Annotated in this window: 23 protein-coding genes; 12 read left to right on the top strand and 11 right to left on the bottom strand. The window is 68.3% G+C overall.

From position 1 onward, the window contains the following. Positions 1 to 14 precede the first annotated feature (14 nt). The 5 genes from AVME950_RS08145 to AVME950_RS08125 all read right to left on the bottom strand — a co-directional run bounded on the left by AVME950_RS08145 (position 15) and on the right by AVME950_RS08125 (position 4,988). Positions 15 to 1,967 (bottom strand): autotransporter assembly complex protein TamA, encoded by a 1,953-nt coding sequence (locus AVME950_RS08145; protein WP_502869370.1) that lies wholly within the window; start codon positions 1,965 to 1,967, stop codon positions 15 to 17. A gap of 98 nt (positions 1,968 to 2,065) precedes the next feature. Further along, positions 2,066 to 3,253 carry a vWA domain-containing protein gene (locus AVME950_RS08140; protein WP_284429383.1) on the bottom strand — a complete coding sequence of 396 codons (1,188 nt, stop codon included), beginning with the start codon at positions 3,251 to 3,253 and terminating at the stop codon, positions 2,066 to 2,068. 28 nt (positions 3,254 to 3,281) lie between these two features. Continuing rightward, positions 3,282 to 3,884, bottom strand: coding sequence for a GNAT family N-acetyltransferase (locus tag AVME950_RS08135; RefSeq protein WP_272565070.1), 603 nt, complete (start codon positions 3,882 to 3,884; stop codon positions 3,282 to 3,284). 8 nt (positions 3,885 to 3,892) lie between these two features. Next, positions 3,893 to 4,123 (bottom strand): hypothetical protein, encoded by a 231-nt coding sequence (locus AVME950_RS08130; protein WP_284393299.1) that lies wholly within the window; start codon positions 4,121 to 4,123, stop codon positions 3,893 to 3,895. A gap of 10 nt (positions 4,124 to 4,133) precedes the next feature. Next, entirely contained in the window at positions 4,134 to 4,988 is an 855-nt protein-coding gene (locus tag AVME950_RS08125) for an AAA family ATPase (protein WP_284393300.1), read from the bottom strand. Between the two features lie 104 nt (positions 4,989 to 5,092). Here AVME950_RS08125 and AVME950_RS08120 point away from each other — a divergent pair, with 104 nt between their 5' ends. Both AVME950_RS08120 and AVME950_RS08115 read left to right on the top strand, forming a co-directional pair. Continuing rightward, positions 5,093 to 5,758 carry a c-type cytochrome gene (locus tag AVME950_RS08120; protein ID WP_272565067.1) on the top strand — a complete coding sequence of 222 codons (666 nt, stop codon included), beginning with the start codon at positions 5,093 to 5,095 and terminating at the stop codon, positions 5,756 to 5,758. Positions 5,759 to 5,968: 210 nt separating this feature from the next. Further along, complete coding sequence (locus tag AVME950_RS08115) at positions 5,969 to 7,015, top strand: hypothetical protein (protein ID WP_284429382.1); 1,047 nt, start codon at positions 5,969 to 5,971, stop codon at positions 7,013 to 7,015. Positions 7,016 to 7,052: 37 nt separating this feature from the next. Here the strand turns inward: AVME950_RS08115 and AVME950_RS08110 are convergent, their stop codons facing one another. From AVME950_RS08110 to AVME950_RS08095, 4 genes are all read right to left on the bottom strand, one after another. Then, positions 7,053 to 9,572, bottom strand: a complete 2,520-nt coding sequence (locus AVME950_RS08110) for a bifunctional diguanylate cyclase/phosphodiesterase (RefSeq protein ID WP_284427033.1) — start codon at positions 9,570 to 9,572, stop codon at positions 7,053 to 7,055. 162 nt (positions 9,573 to 9,734) lie between these two features. Continuing rightward, positions 9,735 to 10,169, bottom strand: coding sequence for a DUF1841 family protein (locus tag AVME950_RS08105; protein WP_284393307.1), 435 nt, complete (start codon positions 10,167 to 10,169; stop codon positions 9,735 to 9,737). Between the two features lie 122 nt (positions 10,170 to 10,291). After that, positions 10,292 to 12,145 (bottom strand): methyl-accepting chemotaxis protein, encoded by a 1,854-nt coding sequence (locus AVME950_RS08100; protein WP_284429381.1) that lies wholly within the window; start codon positions 12,143 to 12,145, stop codon positions 10,292 to 10,294. A gap of 160 nt (positions 12,146 to 12,305) precedes the next feature. Then, positions 12,306 to 13,106, bottom strand: a complete 801-nt coding sequence (locus AVME950_RS08095) for an IclR family transcriptional regulator (RefSeq protein ID WP_284429380.1) — start codon at positions 13,104 to 13,106, stop codon at positions 12,306 to 12,308. Between the two features lie 109 nt (positions 13,107 to 13,215). Between AVME950_RS08095 and AVME950_RS08090 the strand changes: the two genes are divergently transcribed. From AVME950_RS08090 to AVME950_RS08045, 10 genes are all read left to right on the top strand, one after another. Further along, positions 13,216 to 13,917, top strand: a complete 702-nt coding sequence (locus AVME950_RS08090; RefSeq protein WP_284429379.1) for a 3-oxoacid CoA-transferase subunit A — start codon at positions 13,216 to 13,218, stop codon at positions 13,915 to 13,917. A gap of 29 nt (positions 13,918 to 13,946) precedes the next feature. Continuing rightward, a complete protein-coding gene (locus tag AVME950_RS08085; RefSeq protein WP_284405375.1) occupies positions 13,947 to 14,600 on the top strand; it encodes a 3-oxoacid CoA-transferase subunit B in 654 nt (217 codons plus the stop codon). 50 nt (positions 14,601 to 14,650) lie between these two features. Next, a complete protein-coding gene (gene pcaF / locus AVME950_RS08080; RefSeq protein WP_284429378.1) occupies positions 14,651 to 15,853 on the top strand; it encodes a 3-oxoadipyl-CoA thiolase in 1,203 nt (400 codons plus the stop codon). A gap of 34 nt (positions 15,854 to 15,887) precedes the next feature. Continuing rightward, positions 15,888 to 16,682 (top strand): 3-oxoadipate enol-lactonase, encoded by a 795-nt coding sequence (gene pcaD, locus AVME950_RS08075; RefSeq protein ID WP_284429377.1) that lies wholly within the window; start codon positions 15,888 to 15,890, stop codon positions 16,680 to 16,682. A 30-nt stretch (positions 16,683 to 16,712) separates the two neighbouring features. Next, positions 16,713 to 17,780: a cyclase family protein gene (locus AVME950_RS08070; RefSeq protein ID WP_284405378.1), complete on the top strand. Its 1,068-nt coding sequence runs from the start codon at positions 16,713 to 16,715 to the stop codon at positions 17,778 to 17,780. A gap of 113 nt (positions 17,781 to 17,893) precedes the next feature. Beyond that, complete coding sequence (locus AVME950_RS08065; protein WP_284393330.1) at positions 17,894 to 18,190, top strand: YciI family protein; 297 nt, start codon at positions 17,894 to 17,896, stop codon at positions 18,188 to 18,190. A gap of 42 nt (positions 18,191 to 18,232) precedes the next feature. Continuing rightward, positions 18,233 to 18,958 carry an SDR family oxidoreductase gene (locus AVME950_RS08060; protein ID WP_284429376.1) on the top strand — a complete coding sequence of 242 codons (726 nt, stop codon included), beginning with the start codon at positions 18,233 to 18,235 and terminating at the stop codon, positions 18,956 to 18,958. Positions 18,959 to 19,011: 53 nt separating this feature from the next. After that, positions 19,012 to 20,346, top strand: a complete 1,335-nt coding sequence (locus AVME950_RS08055; protein WP_284429375.1) for a short-chain fatty acid transporter — start codon at positions 19,012 to 19,014, stop codon at positions 20,344 to 20,346. 58 nt (positions 20,347 to 20,404) lie between these two features. Then, entirely contained in the window at positions 20,405 to 20,689 is a 285-nt protein-coding gene (catC, locus tag AVME950_RS08050) for a muconolactone Delta-isomerase (protein WP_272565052.1), read from the top strand. Positions 20,690 to 20,777: 88 nt separating this feature from the next. Further along, positions 20,778 to 21,785, top strand: a complete 1,008-nt coding sequence (locus tag AVME950_RS08045; protein WP_284429374.1) for a tripartite tricarboxylate transporter substrate binding protein — start codon at positions 20,778 to 20,780, stop codon at positions 21,783 to 21,785. A gap of 100 nt (positions 21,786 to 21,885) precedes the next feature. Here AVME950_RS08045 and AVME950_RS08040 read toward each other — a convergent pair whose 3' ends face one another. After that, positions 21,886 to 23,166, bottom strand: a complete 1,281-nt coding sequence (locus AVME950_RS08040) for a type II toxin-antitoxin system HipA family toxin (protein WP_284429373.1) — start codon at positions 23,164 to 23,166, stop codon at positions 21,886 to 21,888. After that, positions 23,163 to 23,723 (bottom strand): helix-turn-helix transcriptional regulator, encoded by a 561-nt coding sequence (locus tag AVME950_RS24375; protein ID WP_284429372.1) that lies wholly within the window; start codon positions 23,721 to 23,723, stop codon positions 23,163 to 23,165. Before AVME950_RS24375 ends, AVME950_RS08040 begins: the two co-directional genes overlap by 4 nt. Between the last annotated feature and the right edge of the window lie 113 nt (positions 23,724 to 23,836).

Genomic DNA, 23,836 nt, shown 5'->3' with positions numbered 1-23,836 from the left:
CTTTCAGATGGCGGTCAGAAGCTGAAGCCCAGCCGCAGGTGCAGCCGCAGTTGCTTGGCCTGCACGCCATAGGCCACGTCGGCCTGCAGCGGCCCCACGGGGCTGCGCCAGCGCAGGCCGGCGCCCACGCCCACGCGCGGGTCCAGGTCGCCCGCGCGGTCGGCCACGGCGCCGGCATCGATGAACATGGCGGTTTCGAAATCGGTGCGGTTGCCGCGGAACTCGATCGGCCGCTGCCATTCGGCGCTGGCCACGGTCAGGTAGCGGCCGCCATACAGCTGGCCGTTGGAGGTGCGCGCCCCGATCTCGCGGTAGCCGTAGCCGCGCACCGTGGTGTCGCCCCCGGTCAGGAACAGCGTGGTCACCGGGATCTCGGCCGCGCGGCGCGCAAGCACTGCGCCGCCTTCGGCGCGCAGGGCCAGCCGGCTGGTGCGGGTGACGCCTTCGCCCATGTCCACGCGGCCCATGGGGTAGAACGACTGCCACCGCAGGTAGGCCCGCACGAACGGGTCGCGCTCGGGCCGCAGCGTGGTGCCCACGCCCAACTCCGCGGCCAGGCCGAAGCCCCGCGTGGGATTGGTGGTGTTGTTGAAGTAGCGGCCCGTCCAGCCGTAGTTGGCGCTGATGGCCGCGCTGGAGGGCGGCGCGTCCGTGCCCTGGCTCTTGGCGGTGTCGTGCTGCAGGAAATAGCTGCGGTCGATGTGGTCGGTGCTCTTGCTGCGGCCGCCCCGCAGGCGGCTGCTGTTGACCTCGTAGTCGCCCGTGGTCTCGCGCTGCACCTGCGCGCCGGTGAACCAGCGCCAGCCGTCCTCGCCGGGCAGGTCGGTCCAGTCGGTGGACAGCAGCTTGTTCTTGCGGTCCACCGAGACCTTGCTGACGGCGCGCCAGCCGATGCCGGGCAACTGGTTGTGGATGTGGTCCACGCTCAGCCGCGGGCCGCTGTCGGTCGACAGGCCCACGCCGAACACCACCTTCTGCAGGGGTGCCTCGCGCACCTGGGCCACCACGGGCGCGGCCTGCGGGTCGGTGCCGTCGGTTTCCAGCGAGAGGAACACGGCGTCGTAGTAGCCGCTGCTGGCCAGCCGCATCTGCGCATCGAGCAACTGGGCTTCGCTGTAGTCGGCGCCCGTGGGCAGGCGGGCAATGCGGCGCGCACCGTCGGCGCTGTAGCGCTCGCCGCCCTGCACGCGCAGCGCGCCGAAGCGGTAGGGCGGTCCGGGGTCGTAGGTCACGCCCAGCTGGGCTTCGTTGCGGTCGGCGTCGATTTCCGCGCGGCTTTTGGCGATGCTGGCGGTGGGATAGCGGGTGGCCTGCAATTGGCGTAGGCCCTGGGATTTGGCGCCGTCCCAGGCGTCCTGCGTGAAGGGCTGGCCGGGCGCGAGCGACCAGCTGCGCTGCACGCGCGCGCGTCGGTTGGCGAACTGGGGCGAATCGGCCTCGGCGCCGGTGAAATCGATGTCGGCGCGGGCCACGCGGGTCTGCGGGCCGGGCTCCACCTCCACGGTGATGGTGCGCGGCGCGCCGGCGCTGCCGGGCGTCTCCTGCATCGTGATGGTGAGCGTGGGGCTGAAATAGCCCAGGGTGCCGAGCAACTCGCGCGCGTTGGACTCGGCCGCGCCCAGCAGGCGGGTGATCTCGCTCGACTGCAGGTCGGGCAGCTGGCGAAAGCGCTGCAGCTCCATGTGCCGCGTGAGGTATTCGCGCACCGCATCGGGTGCGCGCACTTCGAGCGAGAACGCATCGGGCCCGGTGCCGGCACCGGCATCGGACTGGATGGTGTTGTTGTCCACCGTGCCTTCCTTGGCGCCCGGCAGCAGGCTGCAGCCCTGCAGGGCCACCAGGCTCGAAAGCAGCAACGCCGGCCACAAGGCCGGCGTCGGAAATCGTCTCGAAGAATGCGTTGCGGGGAGGGACACGTAAAAGAGGGCTTGGTGGGGCTGGAAGGGGGTGCTGCCAGGCCGTCGCATCCGGGGTGCGCAACGGCAATTGGGGGCACTATGGCCTGAAAAACGCACCGCCGCTGTCAGACAGCGGCGCGCGCTGGGTGGTCCCGGCGGTCAGGCGGTCACTTGGACAGCAGCCGCATGGTTTCTTCCAGGCCCTTGAGCGACAGCGGATACATGCGCTGGCCCACGATCTGCTGGATGATGCCGATGCTCTGCCGGTACTGCCACACGCCCTGGGGCTCGGGGTTGATCCAGGCGAACCGGGGAAAGGCATGGATCAAACGCTGCAGCCACTCGGCGCCGGCCTCTTCGTTGTCGTATTCCACGCTGCCGCCGGGCTGCAGGATCTCGTAGGGGCTCATGGTGGCATCGCCCACGAAGATGAGCTTGTAGTCCTTGTTGTACTTGCGGATGATGTCCCAGGTCGGAAACTTCTCGGCGAAGCGGCGGCGGTTGTTCTTCCACATGAAGTCGTACACGCAGTTGTGGAAGTAATAGAACTCCAGGTGCTTGAACTCCGTCTTCACCGCGGAAAAGAGCTCTTCCACGCGCTGCACGTGCTCGTCCATGGTGCCGCCCACGTCCATGAGCAGCAGCACCTTCACGTTGTTGTGGCGCTCGGGGACCATCTTGATGTCCAGGTAGCCCGCGTTCGCCGCCGTGCTGCGGATGGTGTCCGGCAGATCCAGCTCCATCTCGTGCCCTTCGCGAGCGAACTTGCGCAGCCGCCGCAGCGCCACCTTGATGTTGCGCGTGCCCAGTTCCTGCGTGTCGTCGTAGTCCTTGTAGGCGCGCTGGTCCCACACCTTCACGGCGCTCTTGTTCTTGCCGGCGCCGCCGATGCGCACGCCCTGCGGGTTGTAGCCGCCGTGGCCGAACGGGCTGGTGCCACCCGTGCCGATCCACTTGTTGCCGCCTTCGTGGCGTTCCTTCTGCTCTTCCAGGCGCTTCTTGAGCGTCTCCATCAGCTCGTCCCAGCCCATCTTCTCGATGGCGGCCTTCTGCTCGGGCGTGAGTTCGCGCTCCAGGATCTTGCGCAGCCAGTCGGCGGGGATGTCCTTGCGGAAGTCGGCCACCATCTCCACGCCCTGGAAGTAGGCGCCGAAGGCCCGGTCGAACTTGTCGAAGTGCTTTTCGTCCTTCACGAGCACGGTGCGCGCGAGGTGGTAGAAGTCGTCCAGGCTCCAGGCGTCCTCGGAGTTCGGGCCCACCACGCCGGCCTGCAGGGCCTCCAGCAGGGTGAGGTATTCCTTCACCGAGACCGGCAACTGGCCGGCGCGCAGGGTGTAGAAGAAGTCGATCAGCATGGGTTGAAGCCTTTTAGCCCTGTGGCGCTTATTCCACTAGGGCATGCTGCTGCAAAAGGTATAGCAACTGGGCTTTGGCTTCCGGCCATTCGCCCGAGCGCATGCTGTACATCACCGTGTCGCGGATGGTGCCGTCGCGGCGCAGCGCGTGGCCGCGCAGCACGCCGTCTTTTTTTGCACCCAGGCGCTCGATGGCGCGCTGCGAGGCGAAGTTGTAGTTGTCGGTGCGCCAGCCCACCACGTGGCAGCCCAGCGTGTCGAAGGCGTGGCCCAGCAGCAGCAGCTTGCACGTGGTGTTGACGTGCGTGCGCTGCACGCTCTTGGCATACCAGGTGAAGCCGATCTCCACCCGCTTCACGGCCGGCACGATGTCGTGGTAGCTGCTGGTGCCCAGCACTTTGCCGGTGTCTTCCTGCACCACGGCGAAGGCGAAACGGTGGCCTTGCTCGCGGCCGGCCAGGGCGGTCTCGATGTAGGCGCGCACGTCCTGCGGCTCGGGGACGGAGGTGATGCGCAGCGTCCAAAGCGCGCCGTCGGTGGCCGCGGCGCGCAGGCCCTCTTCATGCGACAGCGCGAGGGGCTCCAGGCGGATGCCGCGATCGCGCAGGGTGACGGGTTCGACGAAAGCCATGGAAAGAATCACTCCTTGTCGCTGGGTGCGCGGCTGGCGCGCCAGCGCCGTGCCGCCTGCAGGCCGAAGCCGCCGCCCAGGCCCACGAGGGCGATGCCCGCCAGGCTGGACGGGCCGTAGCCCGAGGTGAAGATGTCAAAGCCCAGCAGGTGGCCGATCCAGTAGCCCGCGAGCGCGCCGCCCACGAAGCCCACGGCGTCGGACAGGCCTTCCATCAGCAGGCGGCGTGCGCTGCTCATCGCGGGCCCTTCATCGGTTGCGCTGGTTCATGAAGACCAGCTTCTCGAACAGGCCCACGTCCTGTTCGTTCTTGAGCAGGGCACCCACCAGCGGCGGCACGGCGACCTTGTGGTCGGCGCTTTGCAGGGCTTCGAGCGGAATGTCTTCGGCCACGAGCAGCTTGAGCCAGTCGATGAGTTCGCTGGTGGACGGCTTCTTCTTCAGGCCCGGCAGGCCGCGCACGTCGTAGAACGTCTTCATCGCCACGGCGAGCAGTTCGGCCTTGAGCGTGGGAAAGTGCACGTCGACGATCTTGCGCATCGTCTCGGCTTCGGGGAACTTGATGTAGTGGAAGAAGCAGCGGCGCAGGAACGCGTCGGGCAGCTCTTTTTCGTTGTTGGACGTGATGAAGACCAGCGGCCGGTGCTTGGCGCGGATGAGTTCGCGCGTCTCGTAGCAGTAGAACTCCATGCGGTCGATCTCACGCAGCAGATCGTTCGGGAATTCGATGTCGGCCTTGTCGATCTCGTCGATCAGCAGCGCCACGGGCTGGTCGGCGGTGAAGGCCTGCCACAGCACGCCCTGCACGATGTAGTTCCGGATGTCCTTCACGCGCTCGCTGCTGTCGGCATCGCCCAACTGGCTGTCGCGCAGGCGGCTCACGGCGTCGTATTCGTACAGCCCCTGCTGCGCCTTGGTGGTGGACTTGATGTGCCACTGCAGGAGCGGCATGCCCAGCTCGCGCGAGACCTCTTCGGCCAGCATGGTCTTGCCGGTGCCGGGCTCGCCCTTGACGAGCAGCGGGCGCTGCAAGGTGATGGCCGCATTCACTGCGAGCATCAGGTCCTGGGTGGCAACGTAACTCTGTGAGCCTTGGAATTTCATGGGCCGTAAATAGGGTAATCGTTGATAAAAGGCCTGGAAAGGCGCTGGCTATAATCGTTTTCTGCCCGAGCACCGACAAACTTCCACGAGATTGTGCGCGCAAAATGAACAAGAAGTTGACCACGATATTTGCCCTGGCTGTCGCTTGCGTGACCGCGGTTTCGCAGGCCCAGGAGACCAAGGGCGATGCCAAGGCGGGCCAGGGCAAGGTCGCCATGTGCATCGGTTGCCACGGCATCCCGGGCTACCAGGCCAGCTTTCCCGAAGTGCACAAGGTGCCCATGATTTCGGGGCAGGGCGAGCGCTACATCGCCTCGGCCCTGAACGCCTACAAGAAGGGCGACCGCAAGCATCCGACCATGCGCGGCATTGCCGACTCGCTCACCGACCAGGACATCGCCGATGTGTCCGCGTACTACGCGGCCCAGGTGCGCGAGGGCGCCAACCTGCCGGCCAAGCCCACCCGCGAGCCGAGCGTGCAGGTGGCGCAGCTGCTGCAAAAGGGCGCGTGCGTGTCCTGCCACGGCGATAACTTCGCCAAGCCCATCGATCCGTCGTATCCCAAGATTTCAGGCCAGCATGCGGACTATCTGTTCGTGGCGCTCAAGGCCTACAAGGCCGACCCGAACAACGCGCACCTGGGCCGCTCCAACGCCATCATGGCGGGCATTGCCAAGCAGTTCACGAATGCCGAGCTGAAGGCGCTGGCGGGCTACATCGGTTCGCTCGACGGCGAGCTGCAGGTGGTGCCTCAGTCGCGTTTTCGCTGACCGTCGCGCACCGGGGCCTCGCCCCGCGGCTGTCCATCCCAACCCGCCTTCTGGCGGGTTTTTCTTTGGCTGGAAGATGGCTCAGGCCATGCCATGGGGCGGGTGCGCAGCAGGGCCGATGGAGGTCCGGATCGGCGTGTAGGGGCGTTATATTTTGGTGTGCCCTGTCTTTCGTTTCATCCCATCAACGCATCTCCATGAGGCCAACGCATGAGCATTTCCGTCGCCAATCGCCCAATACAGAATTCCTCTGCCCTGTCGGAGTCGGGGCGGCTGGCCCTGGCTTTCGTGGATGGCGGGCTGCAATGGCTGGACTGGGCCATCGCTTCGCCCGGGGCCCATTACCACTTCCCCGATGAGACCGCCCTGCTGGATGGCACGCAGAAAGGCCTGCACGGGTCTCCCATGGCGCTGCTGCCCCGCTTGGGGCTGGCGGTCAGCCCGGTCAAGCTGATGACGCTGGGATTGAGCGACCTTCGCACCCTGGCGCTTGCCGAAGCCGGCGATGCCAGCCCTGCAGTGGTCGCGCAGGTCCAGCGCGTCCTGCAAGAGCATCGGCTGCTCACCGCCGCGGACCTGCGCAATGCGCAGGCGTTCCTGGCCTCGCTGGGCGTGGCGGGGGCCCCGGTGTTCCAGTGCATCGATTTCATGGACTGGGTGGCGCTGTGCGAATTGCCGGGCGGATCCTTTGGCGGGCCCGCGCCCTCGCAGCCGCTGCAGTCGGATGCCGCGACATTCGGCGTGGATCAGGCGCGCACGCCCCGCGAGTTCGCCGACTACTACCGCGTCTATTTGCACTTGGCGGCCCATCTGCCCGAACTTGCGCAGGCGTCCGCGGCACAACGCAGCGAGGTGGCGCAAGAGGCGCTGTACGCCTTGCTGCCGGCACTTCTCGGCGCGCTCGATGGTCCGACGCTGAGTTCGGTGCCCATGCCTGCGGTGGAGGTGCACATGGCGGTGCGCAACTGGTTGGCGATGGGGCGGCGCATCGGCTTTTCGAGCCTGTCCGAGGGCGTCCGCTGCATCGTCGAAAGCGGGCACTACCGCGGCGAGACCGGCGATGCAGCCGCGCGGAGCGTTGACGCGGCCCTCCAGCAGGCGATGGCGGTGCTGAACGCCAATGACCTGCGGTCGGCGCGGCTGGGCCAGGACGGGGCGACGATGACCGTCCCGGCCGGGTCCGAGAACGCGCAGATTGAACTGCAGGTGTCCAGCGCAGGCCTTGTTTCTCTGAAGCGCCTGGGCGCCGCCGCATAGCCGGCGCTGCAGGCCCGTCCGGCGCCTGGCGGCCCCCTCACTCGCGCGGGGACAGGTCCAGAAGTTCCAGCGGTGCCGGCCGGCCGAAGTGGTAGCCCTGGGCCTGGGCGCAGCCCATGGCGCGCAATTGGCGGGCCTCGCCCTCGGTTTCCACGCCCTCGGCCACCACGGCCACGCCGAACCCCTTGGCGATGTGCAGCACGGCGGTCACGATGGCCGCGTCCTGGGGTGAATGCAGCAGGTTGCGCACGAAGCGCTGGTCGATCTTCAGGCAGTCGAACGGCAGCCGGCTCAGGTAGGCCAGCGAGGAATACCCCGTACCGAAATCATCGATGGCGATCTTCACGCCCAGCGCGCGGATGGCGGCCAGGCGCGCCTGCGTCACGCCGTCGTCTTCGATCAGCACCGATTCGGTCAGCTCCAGCGTGAGGTGGTCCGGCGGAAGTCTGCTGTCGCGCAGCACCTGCTGCAGCGTGGCGGGAAAGTCCGACTGGATGAGCTGGCGCGCTGACACGTTCACATGGATGTCGAATCCCTCCGGCAGACGGGGCAACTGGTCCGCGATGGCCTGCGTGGCCGCGCGCAGCACCCAGTCGCCCAGGGCCAGGATGAGGTCGGATTCCTCGGCGATGGGAATGAACGTGCCGGGCGGCACCAGCCCGCGCGTGGGGCTGTTCCAGCGCACCAGGGCTTCCGCCCCTGTGACGCGCCCGCTGGCCAGGTCGATCACGGGCTGGTAGTGCACGAGAAACTGGCCTTTTTCCAGCGCCTGGCGCAGTTCGATGGCGAGCCGCGTGCGCTCCATCGACTGCTCGACCATGCAGGGCTCGAACACCACGCACTGGTTGCGGCCGCGCCGCTTGGCCTCGCCCAGCGCGATGCTGCCGTTGCGCAGCCATTCCGCCAGATGCTCGCCCGCCAGCGAGCCCGCGACCACGCCCACCGAGGCATTGAGCATGACCTCGTCCGCCCCCACGGAAAACGGGGTGGAGAACAGGCCCAGCACGGCCTTGCCGATGGTGTCTTCCGCCACCGCGTGCCCGTCCAGGTGCAGCAGCGCGAATTCGTCACCGCCCAGCCGCGCCATCAGCACGGTGGCTGGCAGGTGCTGGCGCATGCGCTCCGCGATGGCCTGCATCAGCCGGTCGCCGGTGCCGAAGCCCACGCTGTCGTTGATGGCGCGAAACGCATCCAGCCCCACCAGGCTCAGCACGGCCCAGCGCGGGGATTTCCAGTCGGCTTTCTCCAGCAGGCCGCGCCGGGTGAGCAGGCGGGTGAGGGGGTCGCTCAGCAATTGCTCGCGCATCTGCTGGAAGGACTGGCGCAGCCGGTCGGCCATCTGGTTGAAGGCCTGGATGAGCGTCGTGGTCTCGCGCAGCGCGCTGGTGTGCGGCAGCAGACCCGGTTCCCAGTCCCCGCGCGACAGGCGGTTGGCGGCGTCGGCCGTGAGCAGGATGGGGCGCGCCACGCGCTGCACCGCCCACAGCCCCAGCAGCAGCCCGAGCAGGGCGATGCCGCTCGCCGCCAGAATGGAACGGCGGCTGATGACGCGCGTGTCGCCCAGCAGGTCGGACTCTGGGAGCAGCACGACGATGCGCCAGTCGATGCCGGGCTGCTGCGTGAACGGGGTCACGCGGGCGAAGTAGCGTTCGCCGTTGTGCGCGAACTGAAAGTCGATGCCCGCATCGGAGCGGGCGTGGGGCAGGGCGGCGGCGGCGGCGCGGATCGGCGCGCTGGCGCTCCGGCCGGCGGTGAGCCGCTCCCGCTCTCCGCCGCGCGGGGCGGGCTGCTCCGACAGCACCGAGCCGCCCTCGGACTGCGCCACCAGCCGCTGCTCCGTGTCCAGGATGAAGATGTGGCCGTTCCCGCGCAAGGGGTCGTCCCGCAGGAACTGGTTGAGCGTGTCCAGGCGCACATCGGCCTCCATCACGCCCACCATCTGGCCGCTGGCGATCACGGCGGAGGCGGCCGAGATGGTCACATCGGCGCGCTCTCCGGCCGTGGTGTAGATCGGCGACCAGCCCGCGCGCCCGGACCGGGCCACGGGCACATACCAGGGCCGGATGCGCGGGTCGTAGCCGCGGAACGAGGCCGACACCGCGTCGGGCGTGCCGCTCTGGTACACGTGCATCAGGCCCTCGGTCGAGCGGTCCTTGAGGATGAGCCGAAAGCCGTCCGCTTCGCGGCGCATGCCGGTGTATTCGCCGTCGCGGCTGCCGAAGCTCAGCAGGCTGATCTGCCGCTCGTCGCGGTACAGGGCGTCGAACACGGCGCGCAGGTGTTCGTGGATGGGCCGCATGTCGCCCGGCTGGTACAGGCCGTGGCGGCCGATCGCATCGGCGATGTCGCGCTGGATCTCGAAGGGCCGGGAGAGAAAGCGCGACAGCCGGTCCCGGGCGGTGAGCGTCACGGCGTCCAGCAGCCGCACGCTTTCCTGGTCGATCAGGTGGCCGATCTGCCGCTGCTGCGTGAAGGCATGCAATGCCACGGTGGCCGCGAACAGCACGGCGAACGGGACGGCAATGGCGGTGCGCAGCGAAATCTGCCACCGGCGCATGTCAGGCCCCCTGGTCGGGTGCGAGGGCACCGCGGATGCGTGGGCACCGTGCACGGTGCGGCCTGGCCCGAGGAGCTACCGCGGCGGCGGGCGACGCTGCCAGCCGGTCAGCGATCTGGAGGGCGGTTCTGGACATGGCGGCGTGCGGCAGGCGGTGAGCCCTCAGTCCCGGGTGGCGCGCCGCTGCACGCAGGCGACATATGCATCGCCATCGGGCGGGCGGCCGGAACGCTGGCTTTCCCACAGCATCTGCCCGAGGCATTCCATGGCGGCATGGTGCGCATCGAGCAGTGAGTCCTTGCGGGCGGCCAGCAGTTCGACCGCCTGGCGGATGCCGCGGGGCTGGTCGATGCTGCACTGCTCGCTGATCGACAGGTGCATGGACAGATGCAGGAAGGGGTTGGTGCGGTCCGGCGTCTCGTCGTAGTTGCGGGCCAGGGCTGCATCGACATCGGCCAGATCGGCGTGGTATTCGGGGTGCTCTGCGATCCACAGGCTGGCCAGGGTCTCGATGGCTTCCATGGGCTGGCCGGCCTGGGATTTGGCGTACACGGCGCAGAAAAAGCGCCGCACATCGGCTTGGGACGGATTGAACATGGCAGCCAGCGTAGCACGGGCAAAGCGGGTTTCAGGCAGGGGTTGCACGGGAGGAAACCGTGCATTCCGGCATGCGGTGCGCCGCTGCGCCCCGCATCGCCGGCGCGGCCGGCCGCAAGCTGTCAGAAGGTCTCCCAGTCGTCGGCGTTGTGCTTGCCGCCTGCTGCGGGCGCTGCTGCGGCGGCGGCGGGGGGCGCGGCGATGGCGCGGGGCTTCGGGGCGGGGGCCTTGGGGGCCGCGGGGGCCTTGCCTGCCGGCGCTTTGGCGGCGGGAGCCGACAGCCGGGAGGGCGCGGTCTTGGGCGTGGGCCGGGCTGCTGTGGCCGCCTGTGCGGGCAAGGCGGCCGTCGGGCGAACCGGCGCCCCGAGGGGGGCGGAAACCGGCGCCGAGGCAGGCGGGGCCATTACCGCAGGGCGCGGCGCTGCCATGCCGCTGCCGGGGGCCAGCTTGAACACGGCCACGGCCTGCACCAGTTGGTCCGCCTGCACGCGCAGGCCCGAGGCTGCGGCCGCGCTTTGCTCGACCAGGGCGGCGTTCTGCTGGGTGGCCTGGTCCATCTGCACCACGGCTTCGCCGACCTGGGCGACGCCATCGCTCTGCTCGCGGCTGGCCGCGCTGATCTCGCCCACGATGGCGGTCACCCGGCGGATGGAGGTCACCACCTCCTGCATGGTGGCACCGGCCTGGTCCACCAGGGCCGTGCCCTGTTCCACGCGCTCCACGCTGGCGCTGATGAGGTTCTTGATTTCCTTGGCGGCATCGGCCGAGCGTCCGGCCAGGCTGCGCACCTCGCTGGCCACCACGGCGAAGCCGCGCCCCTGCTCGCCCGCGCGGGCGGCTTCCACGGCGGCGTTGAGCGCCAGGATGTTGGTCTGGAAGGCAATGCTGTCGATCACGGAGATGATGTCCGAGATCTTGCGCGAGCTGTCGTTGATGCCCTTCATGGTGTCCACCACCTGGTTGACCACCTCGCCGCCCTTCACCGCGACGTCGCTCGCATCCTGCGCGAGTTGGTTGGCCTGGCGGGCGTTGTCGGCGTTCTGGCGCACGGTGCTGCCCAGTTCCTCCATGGACGCGGCCGTCTCTTCCAGGGCCGAGGCCTGCTGCTCGGTGCGCTGGCTCAGGTCATTGTTGCCCTGGGCGATCTCCGCGCTGGCGGTGGCCACGCTCTCGGCATTGCCGCGCACGGTGCCCACGGTCTGCACCAGGTTGCTCTGCATGCGCTGCAGGGCAGTCAGCAGGGCACCGGTTTCGTCCCTGGATTGGGAAACGATCGGCACGCTCAGGTTGCCGTCGGCCACGCGGTCGGCGGCGTCCACGGCGTCCTGCAAGGGGGCCGTGACGGAACGCGTGATGAAGAAAGCGCAGACCGCACCGATCAGCGCGGCGATGAGCGCCACCACCCAGACGATCGTGCGGGCGGTGAGGTAAGCGGCGTGGGCTGCGGCGCCGCCGTCCTGCATGTTCTTTTCCTGCAGGTCCACCATCTTCTTCAGGGTGGCCAGGAAGGTGCCCTGAATGGCGTAGCGGGGGCCGAACAGCAGTTGCTGGCCCTCCTCGTTCTTGTTCTGCACGCCGAGGGCGCCCACATCCTGGCTGAATGCGATGAAGGCTGCGCTCTGGGTCTTGATGTCCTGGATGAGCGCGCGTTCTTCTGCGGTGTCGGCCAGTTTTTCCAGCGTGCCGATGAGCGTGGCCATCGATGCGACGTTCTTGTCCAGCGCCGCCTTGTTGGGCACCATGGCTTTTTCATCGGCCAGGATGATGAGGTTGCGTACCACGCGTGCCGTGTCCATGGTGAGGTAGGACAGCTGCTGGCTGGCCGCGGCCTTGGGGTACAGGTCGGTGATGAGTTGCTGCGAGGCTTCGTCCTGGTCGGCGAGGCGGAACAGGCTCATGCCGGTGATGATTGCCATGAGCAGGAGCACCACGCCGAAGCCGAGGCCCAGGCGCACGCCCAGTTTGAGATTTTTCATGGAAGGGACTTCCTGGAAATGACCGATTGGAGAGATGGCAACAGCAAGCTGCCTATTTGTCATTAATCGTAACCACTAATTGCCAGGGGCCCTGGGCGCCGCCTGTTTTTTGGCGGTTGCGCCGGCCGGCTGTGGGAAAAATTCCACAGCGGACGGCGTGTCAGCGGCGGGTGCCCAGCGTGCGCGAAATGGCTTCGGCGGCCTTGAGCAGGGCCGGCAGCAACTCGGTCTGCATCATCTCGGCGCTGGTCCGGTTGGCCTGCCCGCTGATGTTGAGTGCCGCCACCGTTTCCCCCGCCCGGTTGCGCAGCGGTGCGGCGACCGAGATCAGGCCCTCTTCCAGTTCCTGGTTGATCAGGCACCAGCCCTGCGCCCGGGCCTGGCGCACGGCGGCGAGCAGGGTGTCGTCGTCCAGCAGGGTGTGAGGCGTGAGCCGCTGGCGCGGCACCCTCGGCAGCAGGGCGGCCACGTCGGCATCGGGCTGGCCGGCCAGCAGCACGCGGCCCATCGACGTCCAGAAGGCGGGCAGGCGCGAGCCCACGCCCAGGTTGGTGCTCATGATCTTGTGGGTGTGCACGCGCAGCACGTAGACGATGTCGCTGCCGTCCAGCACGGCGGCCGAGCAGGATTCGTGCACCTGATCCACCAGCGCTTCCATCGTCGGCTCGGCCAGATCCCAGATCGGCATGGACGACAGGTAGGCAAAGCCCAGGTCCAGGATGCGCGGGGTCAGCCGGAACAGCCGCCCATCGCTTTCCACATACCCCAGCGTCTGCAAGGTGAGCAGGATGCGCCGCGCCCCGGCGCGCGTGAGGCCCGTGCGGGCGGCCACTTCGCTCAGCGTCTGCTGCGGCGCGGTGGCGCTGAACGAGCGGATCACCTCCAGCCCACGGGCGAACGACTGCACATAGCTGTCGCCCGGCCTAGGGTTATCACCAGTCTCCGCGGGGGTATCGCTCATAAGCATTTGGTCCTAAAATTCATTATACGAACATTTGTTCTATATGCGAACAAACATCCCGCCGCTGAGGCGGGACCCGAATTCTCACCTTTAGGCTTCTCCTCTCCCCATGATCAACAAGATTGCGGATTCCGTGGCCCAGGCCCTGTCGGGCATCCAGGATGGCGCCACCGTGCTGATCGGCGGCTTCGGCACCGCCGGCATTCCCGGCGAACTGATCGACGGGCTGATCGATCAGGGCGCGCGCGACCTCACCGTGGTGAACAATAACGCCGGCAACGCCGATGCGGGCCTGGCCGCGCTGCTCAAGGCTGGGCGGGTGCGCAAGATCATCTGCAGCTTTCCGCGCCAGGTGGACAGCCACGTGTTCGACGGCCTGTACCGCTCCGGCCAGCTGGAGCTGGAACTGGTGCCCCAGGGCAACTTGGCCGAGCGCCTGCGGGCGGCCGGGGCCGGCATTGGTGCCTTCTTCTGCCCCACGGGCTACGGCACGGAGCTGGCCAAGGGCAAGGAGACGCGCGAGATCGGCAGCAAGCAGTACGTGCTGGAGTACCCCATCCAGGGCGATGTGGCACTGATCAAGGCCGAGCGGGGCGACCGCTGGGGCAACCTCACCTACCGCATGTCCGCCCGCAACTTCGGCCCCGTCATGGCCACCGCCGCGCGGCGCACCGTGGCCACGGTGCACGAGGTGGTGGAGCTGGGCGCGCTCGACCCCGAGGCCATCGTCACGCCCGGCATCTACGTGAGCCACGTGGTGCGGATCGACCGCGTGGCCACGCAGGCCGGCGGCTTCAAGAAGTCAGCATGAAAATGGCCCCCAGCGCAACAGGAGGTAGCGTGAGCAGCTATCAAAAAAGAAGCAAAGACGAACTGGCCGCCCGCGTGGCGCAGGACATCCACGACGGTGCCTACGTCAACCTGGGCATCGGCCAGCCCACGCTGGTGGCCAACCACATTCCGCCGGGCCGCGAAGTCATCCTGCAAAGCGAGAACGGCATCCTGGGCATGGGCCCGGCGCCGGCCGCGGGCGACGAGGACTACGACCTCATCAACGCCGGCAAGCAGCCCGTCACGCTGCTGGCGGGCGGTGCGTACTTCCACCATGCCGACAGCTTCGCCATGATGCGCGGCGGCCACCTGGACATCTGCGTGCTGGGCGCCTTCCAGGTCAGCGCCACGGGCGACCTGGCCAACTGGAGCACGGGCGAGCCCGGCGCCATCCCCGCCGTGGGCGGCGCCATGGACCTGGCCATCGGTGCCAAGCAGACCTGGGTGATGATGGACCTGCTCACCAAGCAGGGCCAGTCCAAGGTCGTGCCGCAATGCACCTACCCGCTGACCGGCATCGGCTGCGTCAAGCGCATCTACAGCGACCTGGCCACGCTGGCCTGCACGCCCGAGGGCCTGGTGCTCATCGATGCCGTGCCGGGCCTCGACCATGCCGAACTCGAACGCCTCGTGGGCCTGCCCATCCGGCCATCGCACGCCTGACACCGGCCGCCGCGGCGCCTTTTCCGACCAACACCCTGGAGACAAAGACCATGACGCAAGCCTTCATCTGCGACGCCATCCGCACGCCCTTCGGCCGCTACGGCGGTGCCCTGTCCAGCGTGCGCACCGACGACCTGGGCGCCATCCCGCTCAAGGCGCTGATGGCCCGCAACCCGAACGTGGACTGGGCCGCCGTGGTGGACGTGCTCTACGGATGCGCCAACCAGGCCGGCGAAGACAACCGCAACGTCGCCCGCATGTCCGCGCTGCTGGCCGGCCTGCCGATCGACGTGCCCGGCGCCACGATCAACCGCCTGTGCGGCTCGGGCCTGGACGCCGTGGGCACGGCCGCACGCGCCATCAAGTCCGGTGAGGCGGGCCTGATGATCGCCGGCGGCGTGGAGAGCATGAGCCGCGCCCCCTTCGTGATGCCGAAGGCCGAAACCGCCTTCAGCCGCGCCAATGCGGTGTACGACACCACCATCGGCTGGCGCTTCGTCAACAAGCTCATGAAGGCGCAGTACGGTGTGGATTCGATGCCTGAGACGGCCGAGAACGTGGCCGACGACTACGGCATCGAGCGCGAAGCGCAGGACTGCATGGCCCTCGCCAGCCAGCGCAAGGCCGTGGCCGCCCAGCAGGCCGGCCATCTGGCACGCGAGATCACGCCCGTGCAGGTGCCGCAGAAGAAGGGCGAGCCCGTCACCGTGGACCAGGACGAGCACCCGCGCGAGACCAGCCTGGAAGCGCTGGCCAAGCTCAAGCCCGTGGTGCGCGAAGGCGGCACGGTGACGGCCGGCAACGCCAGCGGCGTGAACGACGGCGCCTGCGCGCTGCTGCTGGCCGATGAGGCGAGCGCCGCCCGGCACGGCCTCACGCCGAAGGCCCGCGTGGTCGGCATGGCCACGGCCGGCGTGGCCCCGCGCGTGATGGGCATCGGTCCCGCGCCGGCCACGCAGAAGGTGTTGCAGCTGACGGGCCTCACGCTCGATCAGCTCGATGTGATCGAACTCAACGAGGCCTTCGCCGCGCAAGGCATCGCCGTGCTGCGCCAACTGGGCCTGCAGGACGACGACGCGCGCGTGAACGCCTGGGGCGGCGCCATCGCGCTGGGCCATCCGCTGGGCGCCAGTGGCGCGCGCCTGGCCACCACGGCCGTGAACCGCCTGCATGCCACGGGGGGGCGCTACGCGCTGGCCACCATGTGCATCGGCGTGGGGCAGGGCATCGCCGTGGTGCTTGAACGCGTCTGATCGGCCCGCTGCCAAACCCCAGGAAATCAAGCCCGTGTCCACCGCCACCCTCCATACCCCCGCCGGCGCCTTCCGCGTGCGCCTCGACGGTCCCGAAGGCGCACCCGTGCTGGTGCTGTCCAACTCCCTGGGCACCACCCTGGAGATGTGGGACGCGCAAGCCGCGCGCTTCGCCACGACGCACCGCGTGCTGCGCTACGACACGCGCGGCCACGGCGCGAGCGTGGCCTCGCCCGGCCCGTACACGGTCGACCAGCTGGGCAGCGACGTGCTGGCGCTGCTCGATGCGCTGGCCATCGAGCGCGCCAGCTTCTGCGGCATCTCGATGGGCGGCCTCACCGGCCTGTGGCTGGGCGTGAATGCCCCCGCGCGGCTGAACCACCTGGTGGTGGCCAACAGCGCCGCGAAGATCGGCACGGCCGAGGGCTGGACATCGCGCGCCGCGCTGGTCCGCGAGAAGGGCACGGCGGCCATGGCCGAGCTGGCCGCATCGTCGCCCAGCCGCTGGTTCACCGATGCCTTCGTGGCTGCGCAGCCCGCCGTGGTGCAGCGCGCCCAGGGCTGGATCGCCGGCATGGCCCCCGAGGGCTATGCCGCCTGCTGCGAGGCCCTGGCCCAGGCCGACCTGCGCAGCGCCATCCGTGCCATCAGCGTGCCCACACTGCTGATCGCCGGCAGCGCCGACCCCGTGACCACGGTGGCCGATGCGCAGGCCATGCAGGCCATCATCGCGGGCGCGCAGCTGGCGCAGGTGCCGGCCTCGCACCTGTCCAACCTGGAAGCGCCGGCCGCGTTCGACGCCGCGCTGGCCGCTTTCCTGGCGCGCTGAGCCGCGGGCACGAAGAGAGACCGAGACCGCATGGACCCGCAGCCCACCAACCCCCGCTGGCAGCACCGGCCCGCCGGATCCACCTGGGGCGACTTCGGCCCCCATGACCAACTGGGCCGTCTGAACCTGCTCACGCCCGAAAAGGTGCGCCAGGGCGTGGCCGAAGTGCAAGAGGGCCTGGCCTTCGCGCTGAGCCTGCCGCTGGACTATCCCGGCGGCAATGCCCTCAACCCCAATCGCCAGCCGCCCGTGTTGCGGCCGCTGCTGCGCAAGGGGCTGGTCAACTTCAATTGCCTGCTGGGTGCGCTGGAGCCGGGCCGCACCGACGTGCTGTCGGACGACCTGGCCATCCTGCACCTGCAGTACTCCACGCAGTGGGATGGCCTGGCGCACGCGGGCTCGATGTTCGACGCCAATGGCGACGGCCTGCCCGAAGCGCTGTACTACAACGGCTATGCCGCCGGCCGCGACATCGTGGGCCCGGACGACGTGCGCGATGCCGGCGTGCCCGCCGCGCCGGGCGCGGCCACCAGCACCTCGGCCGCGCATGCGCTGGGCATCGAGGGCATGGCCCGCACGGGCGTGCAGGGCCGCGGCGTGATGATCGATCTGCGCGCGCACCTGGGCGATGCCCGCACCGTGGTCGGCTACGACACGCTGATGCGCGTGCTGGAGGCCGACGGTGTGGCGGTGGAGCCGGGCGACATCGTCTGCCTGCACACGGGCTTTGCCGACGTGGTGCTGGGCATGCGCAGGCACCCCGATCCGGCCGTGCTGGCGGATAGCTGCGCCGTGCTGGACGGGCGCGACGACAGGCTGCTGCAGTGGATCACCGACAGCCAGCTCGCCGCCATCGCCGCCGACAACTACGCCGTCGAGGCCTTCCCCGCCAAGGCGGGCCCGGCCTGCTGCGCCGCGCTGCCGCTGCACGAGCACTGCCTGTTCAAGCTGGGCGTGCACCTGGGCGAGCTGTGGCACCTGACGCCGCTGGCCGCGTGGCTGCGCGCGCGCCACCGCTCGCGATTCCTGCTGACGGCGCCGCCGTTGAATTTGCCCGGGGCCATCGCCTCGCCCGTGACGCCGGTCGCCACCGTCTGAAGCCCTGATCGTCACCCCGTTCCGCGCAGTGCGCACTGCGCGGAAATCCATCCCCTGAAGCCGGTTGACCGGCGTTTGCAATGTGCCGGACCGCCGTGCACACGGAGACTGTTGTGCCTTTCATCATCGAGACCTTCGACAAACCCGATCACCAGCACGTGCGCCAGGCCACGCGGGCCGCGCACCTGGCGTTCCTCGACCAGCACAAGGCCCTGCTGCTGGCCTGCGGCGCCAAGCTGGCCGACGACGGCAAGGATCTGGGGGGCGGCCTGTACGTGGTGGCGCTCGATTCGCGCGAAGAGGCGCAGCGCTTCATCGAATCCGACCCGTTCCACGCCGCGGGCCTGTTCGAGCGCGTCACGCTCACGCGCTGGCGCAAGGCCTACGTCGATGGACAGAGCTACCTGTAATCCCCACGCGCCCCTGCACTCCCTGAAGAAGAAAGACCTTCCATGACCACTGCATCCGCACGCGAGCGCGTTCTCATCACCGGCGGCGGCGCCGGCATCGGCGCGGCCACGGCCGAGCGCTGCCGCGCCGACGGCTACGAGCCCGTCATCATCGACCGCGCGATCGCCCACGTGCCCGGCGGCATCCAGGCCGACCTGTCCGACACCGCCGATACCGCGCGGGCCCTGCAGCAAGCGCTGGCGGGCGGGCCCATCACGCGCCTGGTCAACAACGTGGGCATCGTGGTGCCTGCCGAAGCCGCGGAACAGACGCTGGAGCAATTCGACCTCGCCGTGGCGTTGAACCTGCGCTGCGCGCTGCAGTGCATGCAGGCGCTGCTGCCGGGCATGCAGGCGGCGGGCTTCGGGCGCATCGTGAACATGTCCTCGCGCGCCGCATTGGGCAAGGAGCTGCGCACCGCGTATTCGGCCACCAAGGCCGGCCTGATCGGCATGACGCGCGTGTGGGCGCTGGAGCTGGGCCGCCACGGCGTGACGGCCAACGCCATCGGCCCGGGCCCCATCCGCACCGAGCTGTTCGACCGCGCCAACCCGCCCGATGCGCCGCGCACCAAGGCCATCATCGACTCGGTGCCCGTCAAGCGCGTGGGCACGCCGGACGACGTGGCGCATGCCGTGTCCTATCTGCTCGATGCGCGCAGCGGCTTCGTCACCGGCCAGGTCTTGTACGTCTGCGGTGGCATGACCGTGGGCGTGGCCGGGGTCTAGCGCTTCCTCCTCGCGTTTTCTCAAAACCTCACAACACCAAAGAGACAATTTCCATGTCGAGAATCACCGCCTTCTTCACCGAACTGATGCGGCGCTACCTGCCCGATCCGTTCGTCTTCGCGATCATGCTCACGCTGCTGACCATGGCGCTCGCCTTCGGGGTGGAAAATCGCCCCATCAACGCCGTGGTGCAGGACTGGGGCAAGGGCTTCTGGAGCCTGCTGGCCTTCACCACGCAGATGGCGGTGATCCTGGTGATGGGCTACGTGCTGGCGGCCGCGCCCATCGTGGACCGCTTTCTCGACCGCATCGCCTCGCACGTGCACACGCCGCGCCAGGCCATCATCGTCGCCACCATCGTGGGCTGCGTGGGCAGCTACCTCAACTGGGGCTTCGGCCTGGTGATCGGCGGCATCATGGCGCGCAAGCTGGCGCTCAAGGTCAAGGGCGTGCACTACCCGCTCATCATCGCGGCGGCATACACGGGCTTCACCATGTACAGCCTGGGTTTCTCGGCCACCATCCCCGTGCTCATCTCCACCAAGGGCCACGCGTTCGAAAGCACCATGGGGCTGATCCCGCTCACGCAGACGATCTTCTCCGCGCCCATCCTGCTGACCAGCCTGGCCGTGCTCATCGCGCTGCCGCTGCTCAACGCCACCATGCACCCCAAGAAGGGCGAGCCGGTCGTGGAACTGGACCCGGCCACCGTGGCCGACACCAAGCCCGCCAGTGCCGAACACCTGCTGGGGGACGAGAAGACGCTGGCCTGGCGCCTGAACAACAGCCGCGTGCTGAGCCTGCTGATCGGCCTGTGCGGCATGGCGTACGTGGCCATGCATTTCATCCAGGGCGGCAACCTCGACCTGAACATGATCAACTTCTTCATCCTGTTCCTCGGGGTGCTGCTGCTGGGCACGCCGATGAAGTACGTGGAGAAGGTCAACGAAGGCGTGAAGACCATCGGCGGGATCATCCTGCAGTTCCCGTTCTACGCCGGCATCATGGCCATCATGCATGGCTCGGGCCTGGTGGAGTCCATCGCGCACGTGTTCGTGAGCGTCTCCACCGCCGACACGCTGCCGCTGTGGGGCTTGGTGAGTTCGTTCGTCATCAACTTCTTCGCGCCTTCGGGCGGCGGGCACTGGGTGCTGCAGGGCCCGTTCATGATCAACGCGGCCACCACGCTGGGCGCCTCGCAGGCGCAGACCGCCATGTCGGTGATGCTGGGCAACGGCTGGAACGATCTGGTGCAGCCGTTCTGGATCCTGCCGGCGCTGGCGCTGTCCAAGCTCAAGCTGAAAGACATCATGGGCTACACGGTGGTCTCCATGCTGCTGGTGGGCGCGATCTACGCCGTGACCATGCTGGTCTGGCCGCACCTGTGACCGCAGGCGCCTCTCTTTTCTTCCCTGTCCATCCCTTTTCGTTTTCAAGGAGCAACCGATGCTGTTCATGGCTGAAATGACGGTGAACATCCCGTCCACGCTGGCCCCCGAAGTGGCCGACGAGATCAAGCGCAAGGAAAAGGAATATTCGCAGCAGCTGCAGCAGGGCGGGAAGTGGCGCCACCTGTGGCGCGTCGTCGGCGAATACGCCAACGTGAGCATCTTCGACGTCGCCAGCAATGACGAGCTGCACACGATTCTGAGCGGCCTGCCGCTGTTCCCCTACATGCAGATCAAGGTGACGCCGCTGGCCAACCACCCGTCGTCCATCGTGCAGGAATAACGGCGTTGGCCGCTGCGCCCCGCTGGCGGGCGCCGCACCCGCCACGCGCCCCGCTTTTCATCCCCATAAAGAGATCCGAGGAAACAACATGACTTCCGTCCGCCCAAGCCTTCGCTTCGCCGCCCATCGCCGCACCCTGCTGGCCGCCGCCCTGGCCGTGGCCGCCACCGCTGCGGTGCCCACCGCGTTCGCGCAGGCGTTCCCCAACAAGCCCATCACCATCATCGTGCCCTTCGCAGCCGGCGGCACCACCGACATCCTGGCGCGCGTGATCGGCCAGGGCCTTTCCGCGGAGCTGGGCCAGTCGGTGGTGGTGGACAACCGCGCCGGCGCGGGCGGCAACATCGGCGGCCAGATGGCCGCGCGCGCGCCGGCCGACGGCTACACGCTCTTCATGGGCACGGTGGGCACGCACGCCATCAACGCCGCGCTCTACAAGAAGATGCCGTTCGATCCGGTGAAGGACTTCGCGCCGCTCACGCGCGTGGCCAACGTGCCCAACCTGCTGGTGGCCAACCCCAACCAGCCCTACAAGACGGTGCAGGAGCTGATCGCCTATGCCAAGGCCAACCCCGGCAAGGTGAACTTCGGCTCGTCCGGCAGCGGCAGCTCCATCCACCTGTCGGGCGAGCTGTTCAAGAGCATGGCCAAGGTGGACATGCAGCACGTGCCGTACAAGGGCAGCGCACCGGCCGTGACCGACCTGCTGGGCAACCAGATCGGCATCATGTTCGACAACATGCCCTCGGCCATCCAGCACGTGCGCTCGGGCAAGCTGCGCCCCATCGCCGTGACCACGGCCAAGCGCTCGCCCGAGCTGCCCGACGTGCCCACCATCGCCGAAGCCGGCGTGCCCGGCTACGAGGCCACGTCGTGGTTTGGCATGTTCGCGCCCGCCGGCACGCCCGCGCCCATCGTGGCGCAATTGAACAAGGCGCTGGTCAAGGTGCTGTCGCAGCCCGAGACGAAGAAGAAGCTGGCCGACCAGGGCGCCGAGCCGGTGAGCGAGACGCCCGAGCAGTTCGCCGCCTTCATCCAGGCCGAAAGTGCCAAGTGGGGCAAGGTCGTGAAGGAGTCCGGCGCCAGCGTGGATTGATTTGCTATATTTTTAATAGCTACATGCCCTAGTGGAATTTGCGCTGGTGGCATTTTTCATGCCGGTGCCGGCCGCTTGAGTCGCAGGCGCCGGCGCCGACTCAGCAGAACGCCTGGCGCTGCGCCTTGAGCGCATCGCGGTCGATGCTGGCGTGCAGCAGTGCCATGTCGTTCGCGTCCACGCCGTGGCCGGCAAAGTGCTGCGGCCACTGGTCCACCGTGCGTGCCACGGCCTGGATGAGCTCGATGGCCCGGGCGCGCGGAATGCCGAACTCGCTCAGGTCCGTCAGCGCGTTCTCCAACGTGGATTCGGCGCCGTGCCGGCCGACCACCATGGCCTGGTAGCCCATGTTCTGCAGCGTGGGCACCACGTCGAACGCGGGCGACAGCTCGTAGTACCCGTCCCAGCCCAGCCGCAGGCAGTGGTTGCGTTCGTGGTCGTCCGTGTTGTCCATGAGGATGTTGAACACCATGCGCTGGAACAGCTCTTCGCGCTGGGCTTTCTGCTGGTCCGGATGGGCCTGGCGCCGCAGCACGGTGGCCAGCGCCCCGTAGCTTTCCGCAAGGCCCGCCGCCGCCAGCGCCGTCCGGGCCGAGAGGCAATGCAGCCGCAGGGTCTGCCCGCCGATGTCGAGCCGGTCGAAGCGCTCGATGGTCAGCGCATGGCGCCGCTTGCCGTGCGCGTGCCGCGAGGGCAGGGGCAGCACGCCGGTGGTGGCCACATGGATGCCGGCCTGCGCCGCCAGCGTCATGGTGGCGTGTTCGATCAGCGGCGTGTCCACGGCGTCGTCCCATTCGCTGAACTTGACCAGGCAGGGGCCTTTGTCGGTCTGCAGCAGCGCCTTGGGCCGTGCGCCGCCCAGCGTGACGCCGGGCTGCACCAGGCGCTGGATGTCCGGCGTGATGGGTGCTTGCGTCTGCACGTCTTCCACGGCCTGCGCCAGCGAGGCCAGATCGCGCAGCTGCGGATAGGGCCCGATGCGCCGGGGCACGTAGCGCTCGGCGGAGGTGGAGATGCCCAAGGCACCGAAACGGTCGTCCCCAGCGAACAGCAGCATCTCCAAAATCGACAGTCGCGCGGGCCGGTCGATGTGGCGGATGATGCGCTCGCCCCACCGGTCGGGCCGCGCGTCGTCGATGGCGCCGGGGGCGGTGTCCTTGTGCCCTGCGCTGAAGGTCTGGCCCGCGATGAGTGGCAGGTCTTCGCTCAGCGCGAATTCCCACCAGTCCGCGGCGTAGGTGAAGGTGGCACAGTTGGGCACCAGCGGCGACAGGGCCACGGAGCCCGTCAGCACGGGGGCGGCCGGGTTGACCAGGGTCCAGACGCAGAGCGTGTCCTGCGGCGCGTAGGTACGGGGCGTGACCCCTCCTGGCAGCGTCATGGCCGCTCTTTCTTGATGCCGGCGATCAGGGCGGCCAGGCCTGAAGCGGCATTGGGCAGAAAGCGTTCAGCTCGCCGTTTTTCTTCAGCGAAATCCCGCAGGGCTTTTTCGATCTCCACTTTCCTGTCCGGCACAGGAACGCCGCGCAAGGCTTCTCTGGACGATGCGGATGGCCGGTTCGCCACCCGGGGGGGCGAATGGGGAGCCCCGCTGTCGGGCGCAGCGCCTGCCTTCAAGGTGGAGGGGGGGCGCTTTGCACGGCCTTGGGTCGCCGCTTTCCTGCCCCTGTCTTCTTGCTTGGCCGGAGACCGGGGTTTGGGGCGTGCTCTTGCCACTTCGCGCTCCAGCGAGGCAAGATCGTTCTGCGGGGCAACCAGATCGGCCAGCCCCTGCGCCTGGTTGATGAGCCACAGGCACATGACATAAGACGCCATCGCCACGGAGGGATCGCCCCGCTCGATGCGGGCCATGGTCGGCTGCGACACACCCAGCCGCTGGGCCCACTGCGCCTGCGTTTCCCTGCGGCGCTTGCGGGCGATGACGATGTTCTGCGCCAATTGCTCGATCTGCTGCAGTACGGCCTGGGGATAGTCTGCGGGAGGGGTGTTCTGTCTCGGCATTCATAGATGTTAGTGAAAATGCCTAAAAATAGAAACCTATGAATCAATGG

The sequence above is a fragment of the Acidovorax sp. SUPP950 genome, from assembly GCF_030158935.1.
Lineage (GTDB): Bacteria > Pseudomonadota > Gammaproteobacteria > Burkholderiales > Burkholderiaceae_C > Paracidovorax.
The sequence above is the reverse complement of the archived record's forward strand: the minus strand, read 5'-3'. Positions and strand labels throughout refer to the sequence as shown.

What these genes read in the sequence shown, in the direction of transcription:
- AVME950_RS08045 (WP_284429374.1), top strand. Translation starts at nt 20,778, where the DNA reads ATGACTTCCGTCCGCCCAAGCCTTCGCTTCGCCGCCCATCGCCGCACC.
- AVME950_RS08130 (WP_284393299.1), bottom strand. Translation starts at nt 4,123, where the DNA reads ATGAGCAGCGCACGCCGCCTGCTGATGGAAGGCCTGTCCGACGCCGTG.
- AVME950_RS08090 (WP_284429379.1), top strand. Translation starts at nt 13,216, where the DNA reads ATGATCAACAAGATTGCGGATTCCGTGGCCCAGGCCCTGTCGGGCATC.
- AVME950_RS08135 (WP_272565070.1), bottom strand. Translation starts at nt 3,884, where the DNA reads ATGGCTTTCGTCGAACCCGTCACCCTGCGCGATCGCGGCATCCGCCTG.
- AVME950_RS08040 (WP_284429373.1), bottom strand. Translation starts at nt 23,166, where the DNA reads ATGACGCTGCCAGGAGGGGTCACGCCCCGTACCTACGCGCCGCAGGAC.
- AVME950_RS08105 (WP_284393307.1), bottom strand. Translation starts at nt 10,169, where the DNA reads ATGTTCAATCCGTCCCAAGCCGATGTGCGGCGCTTTTTCTGCGCCGTG.
- AVME950_RS08095 (WP_284429380.1), bottom strand. Translation starts at nt 13,106, where the DNA reads ATGAGCGATACCCCCGCGGAGACTGGTGATAACCCTAGGCCGGGCGAC.
- catC (WP_272565052.1), top strand. Translation starts at nt 20,405, where the DNA reads ATGCTGTTCATGGCTGAAATGACGGTGAACATCCCGTCCACGCTGGCC.
- AVME950_RS08060 (WP_284429376.1), top strand. Translation starts at nt 18,233, where the DNA reads ATGACCACTGCATCCGCACGCGAGCGCGTTCTCATCACCGGCGGCGGC.
- AVME950_RS08145 (WP_502869370.1), bottom strand. Translation starts at nt 1,967, where the DNA reads ATGCGACGGCCTGGCAGCACCCCCTTCCAGCCCCACCAAGCCCTCTTT.
- AVME950_RS08100 (WP_284429381.1), bottom strand. Translation starts at nt 12,145, where the DNA reads ATGAAAAATCTCAAACTGGGCGTGCGCCTGGGCCTCGGCTTCGGCGTG.
- AVME950_RS08125 (WP_284393300.1), bottom strand. Translation starts at nt 4,988, where the DNA reads ATGAAATTCCAAGGCTCACAGAGTTACGTTGCCACCCAGGACCTGATG.
- AVME950_RS08110 (WP_284427033.1), bottom strand. Translation starts at nt 9,572, where the DNA reads ATGCGCCGGTGGCAGATTTCGCTGCGCACCGCCATTGCCGTCCCGTTC.
- AVME950_RS08120 (WP_272565067.1), top strand. Translation starts at nt 5,093, where the DNA reads ATGAACAAGAAGTTGACCACGATATTTGCCCTGGCTGTCGCTTGCGTG.
- pcaF (WP_284429378.1), top strand. Translation starts at nt 14,651, where the DNA reads ATGACGCAAGCCTTCATCTGCGACGCCATCCGCACGCCCTTCGGCCGC.
- AVME950_RS08115 (WP_284429382.1), top strand. Translation starts at nt 5,969, where the DNA reads ATGAGCATTTCCGTCGCCAATCGCCCAATACAGAATTCCTCTGCCCTG.
- AVME950_RS08070 (WP_284405378.1), top strand. Translation starts at nt 16,713, where the DNA reads ATGGACCCGCAGCCCACCAACCCCCGCTGGCAGCACCGGCCCGCCGGA.
- AVME950_RS08055 (WP_284429375.1), top strand. Translation starts at nt 19,012, where the DNA reads ATGTCGAGAATCACCGCCTTCTTCACCGAACTGATGCGGCGCTACCTG.
- AVME950_RS08140 (WP_284429383.1), bottom strand. Translation starts at nt 3,253, where the DNA reads ATGCTGATCGACTTCTTCTACACCCTGCGCGCCGGCCAGTTGCCGGTC.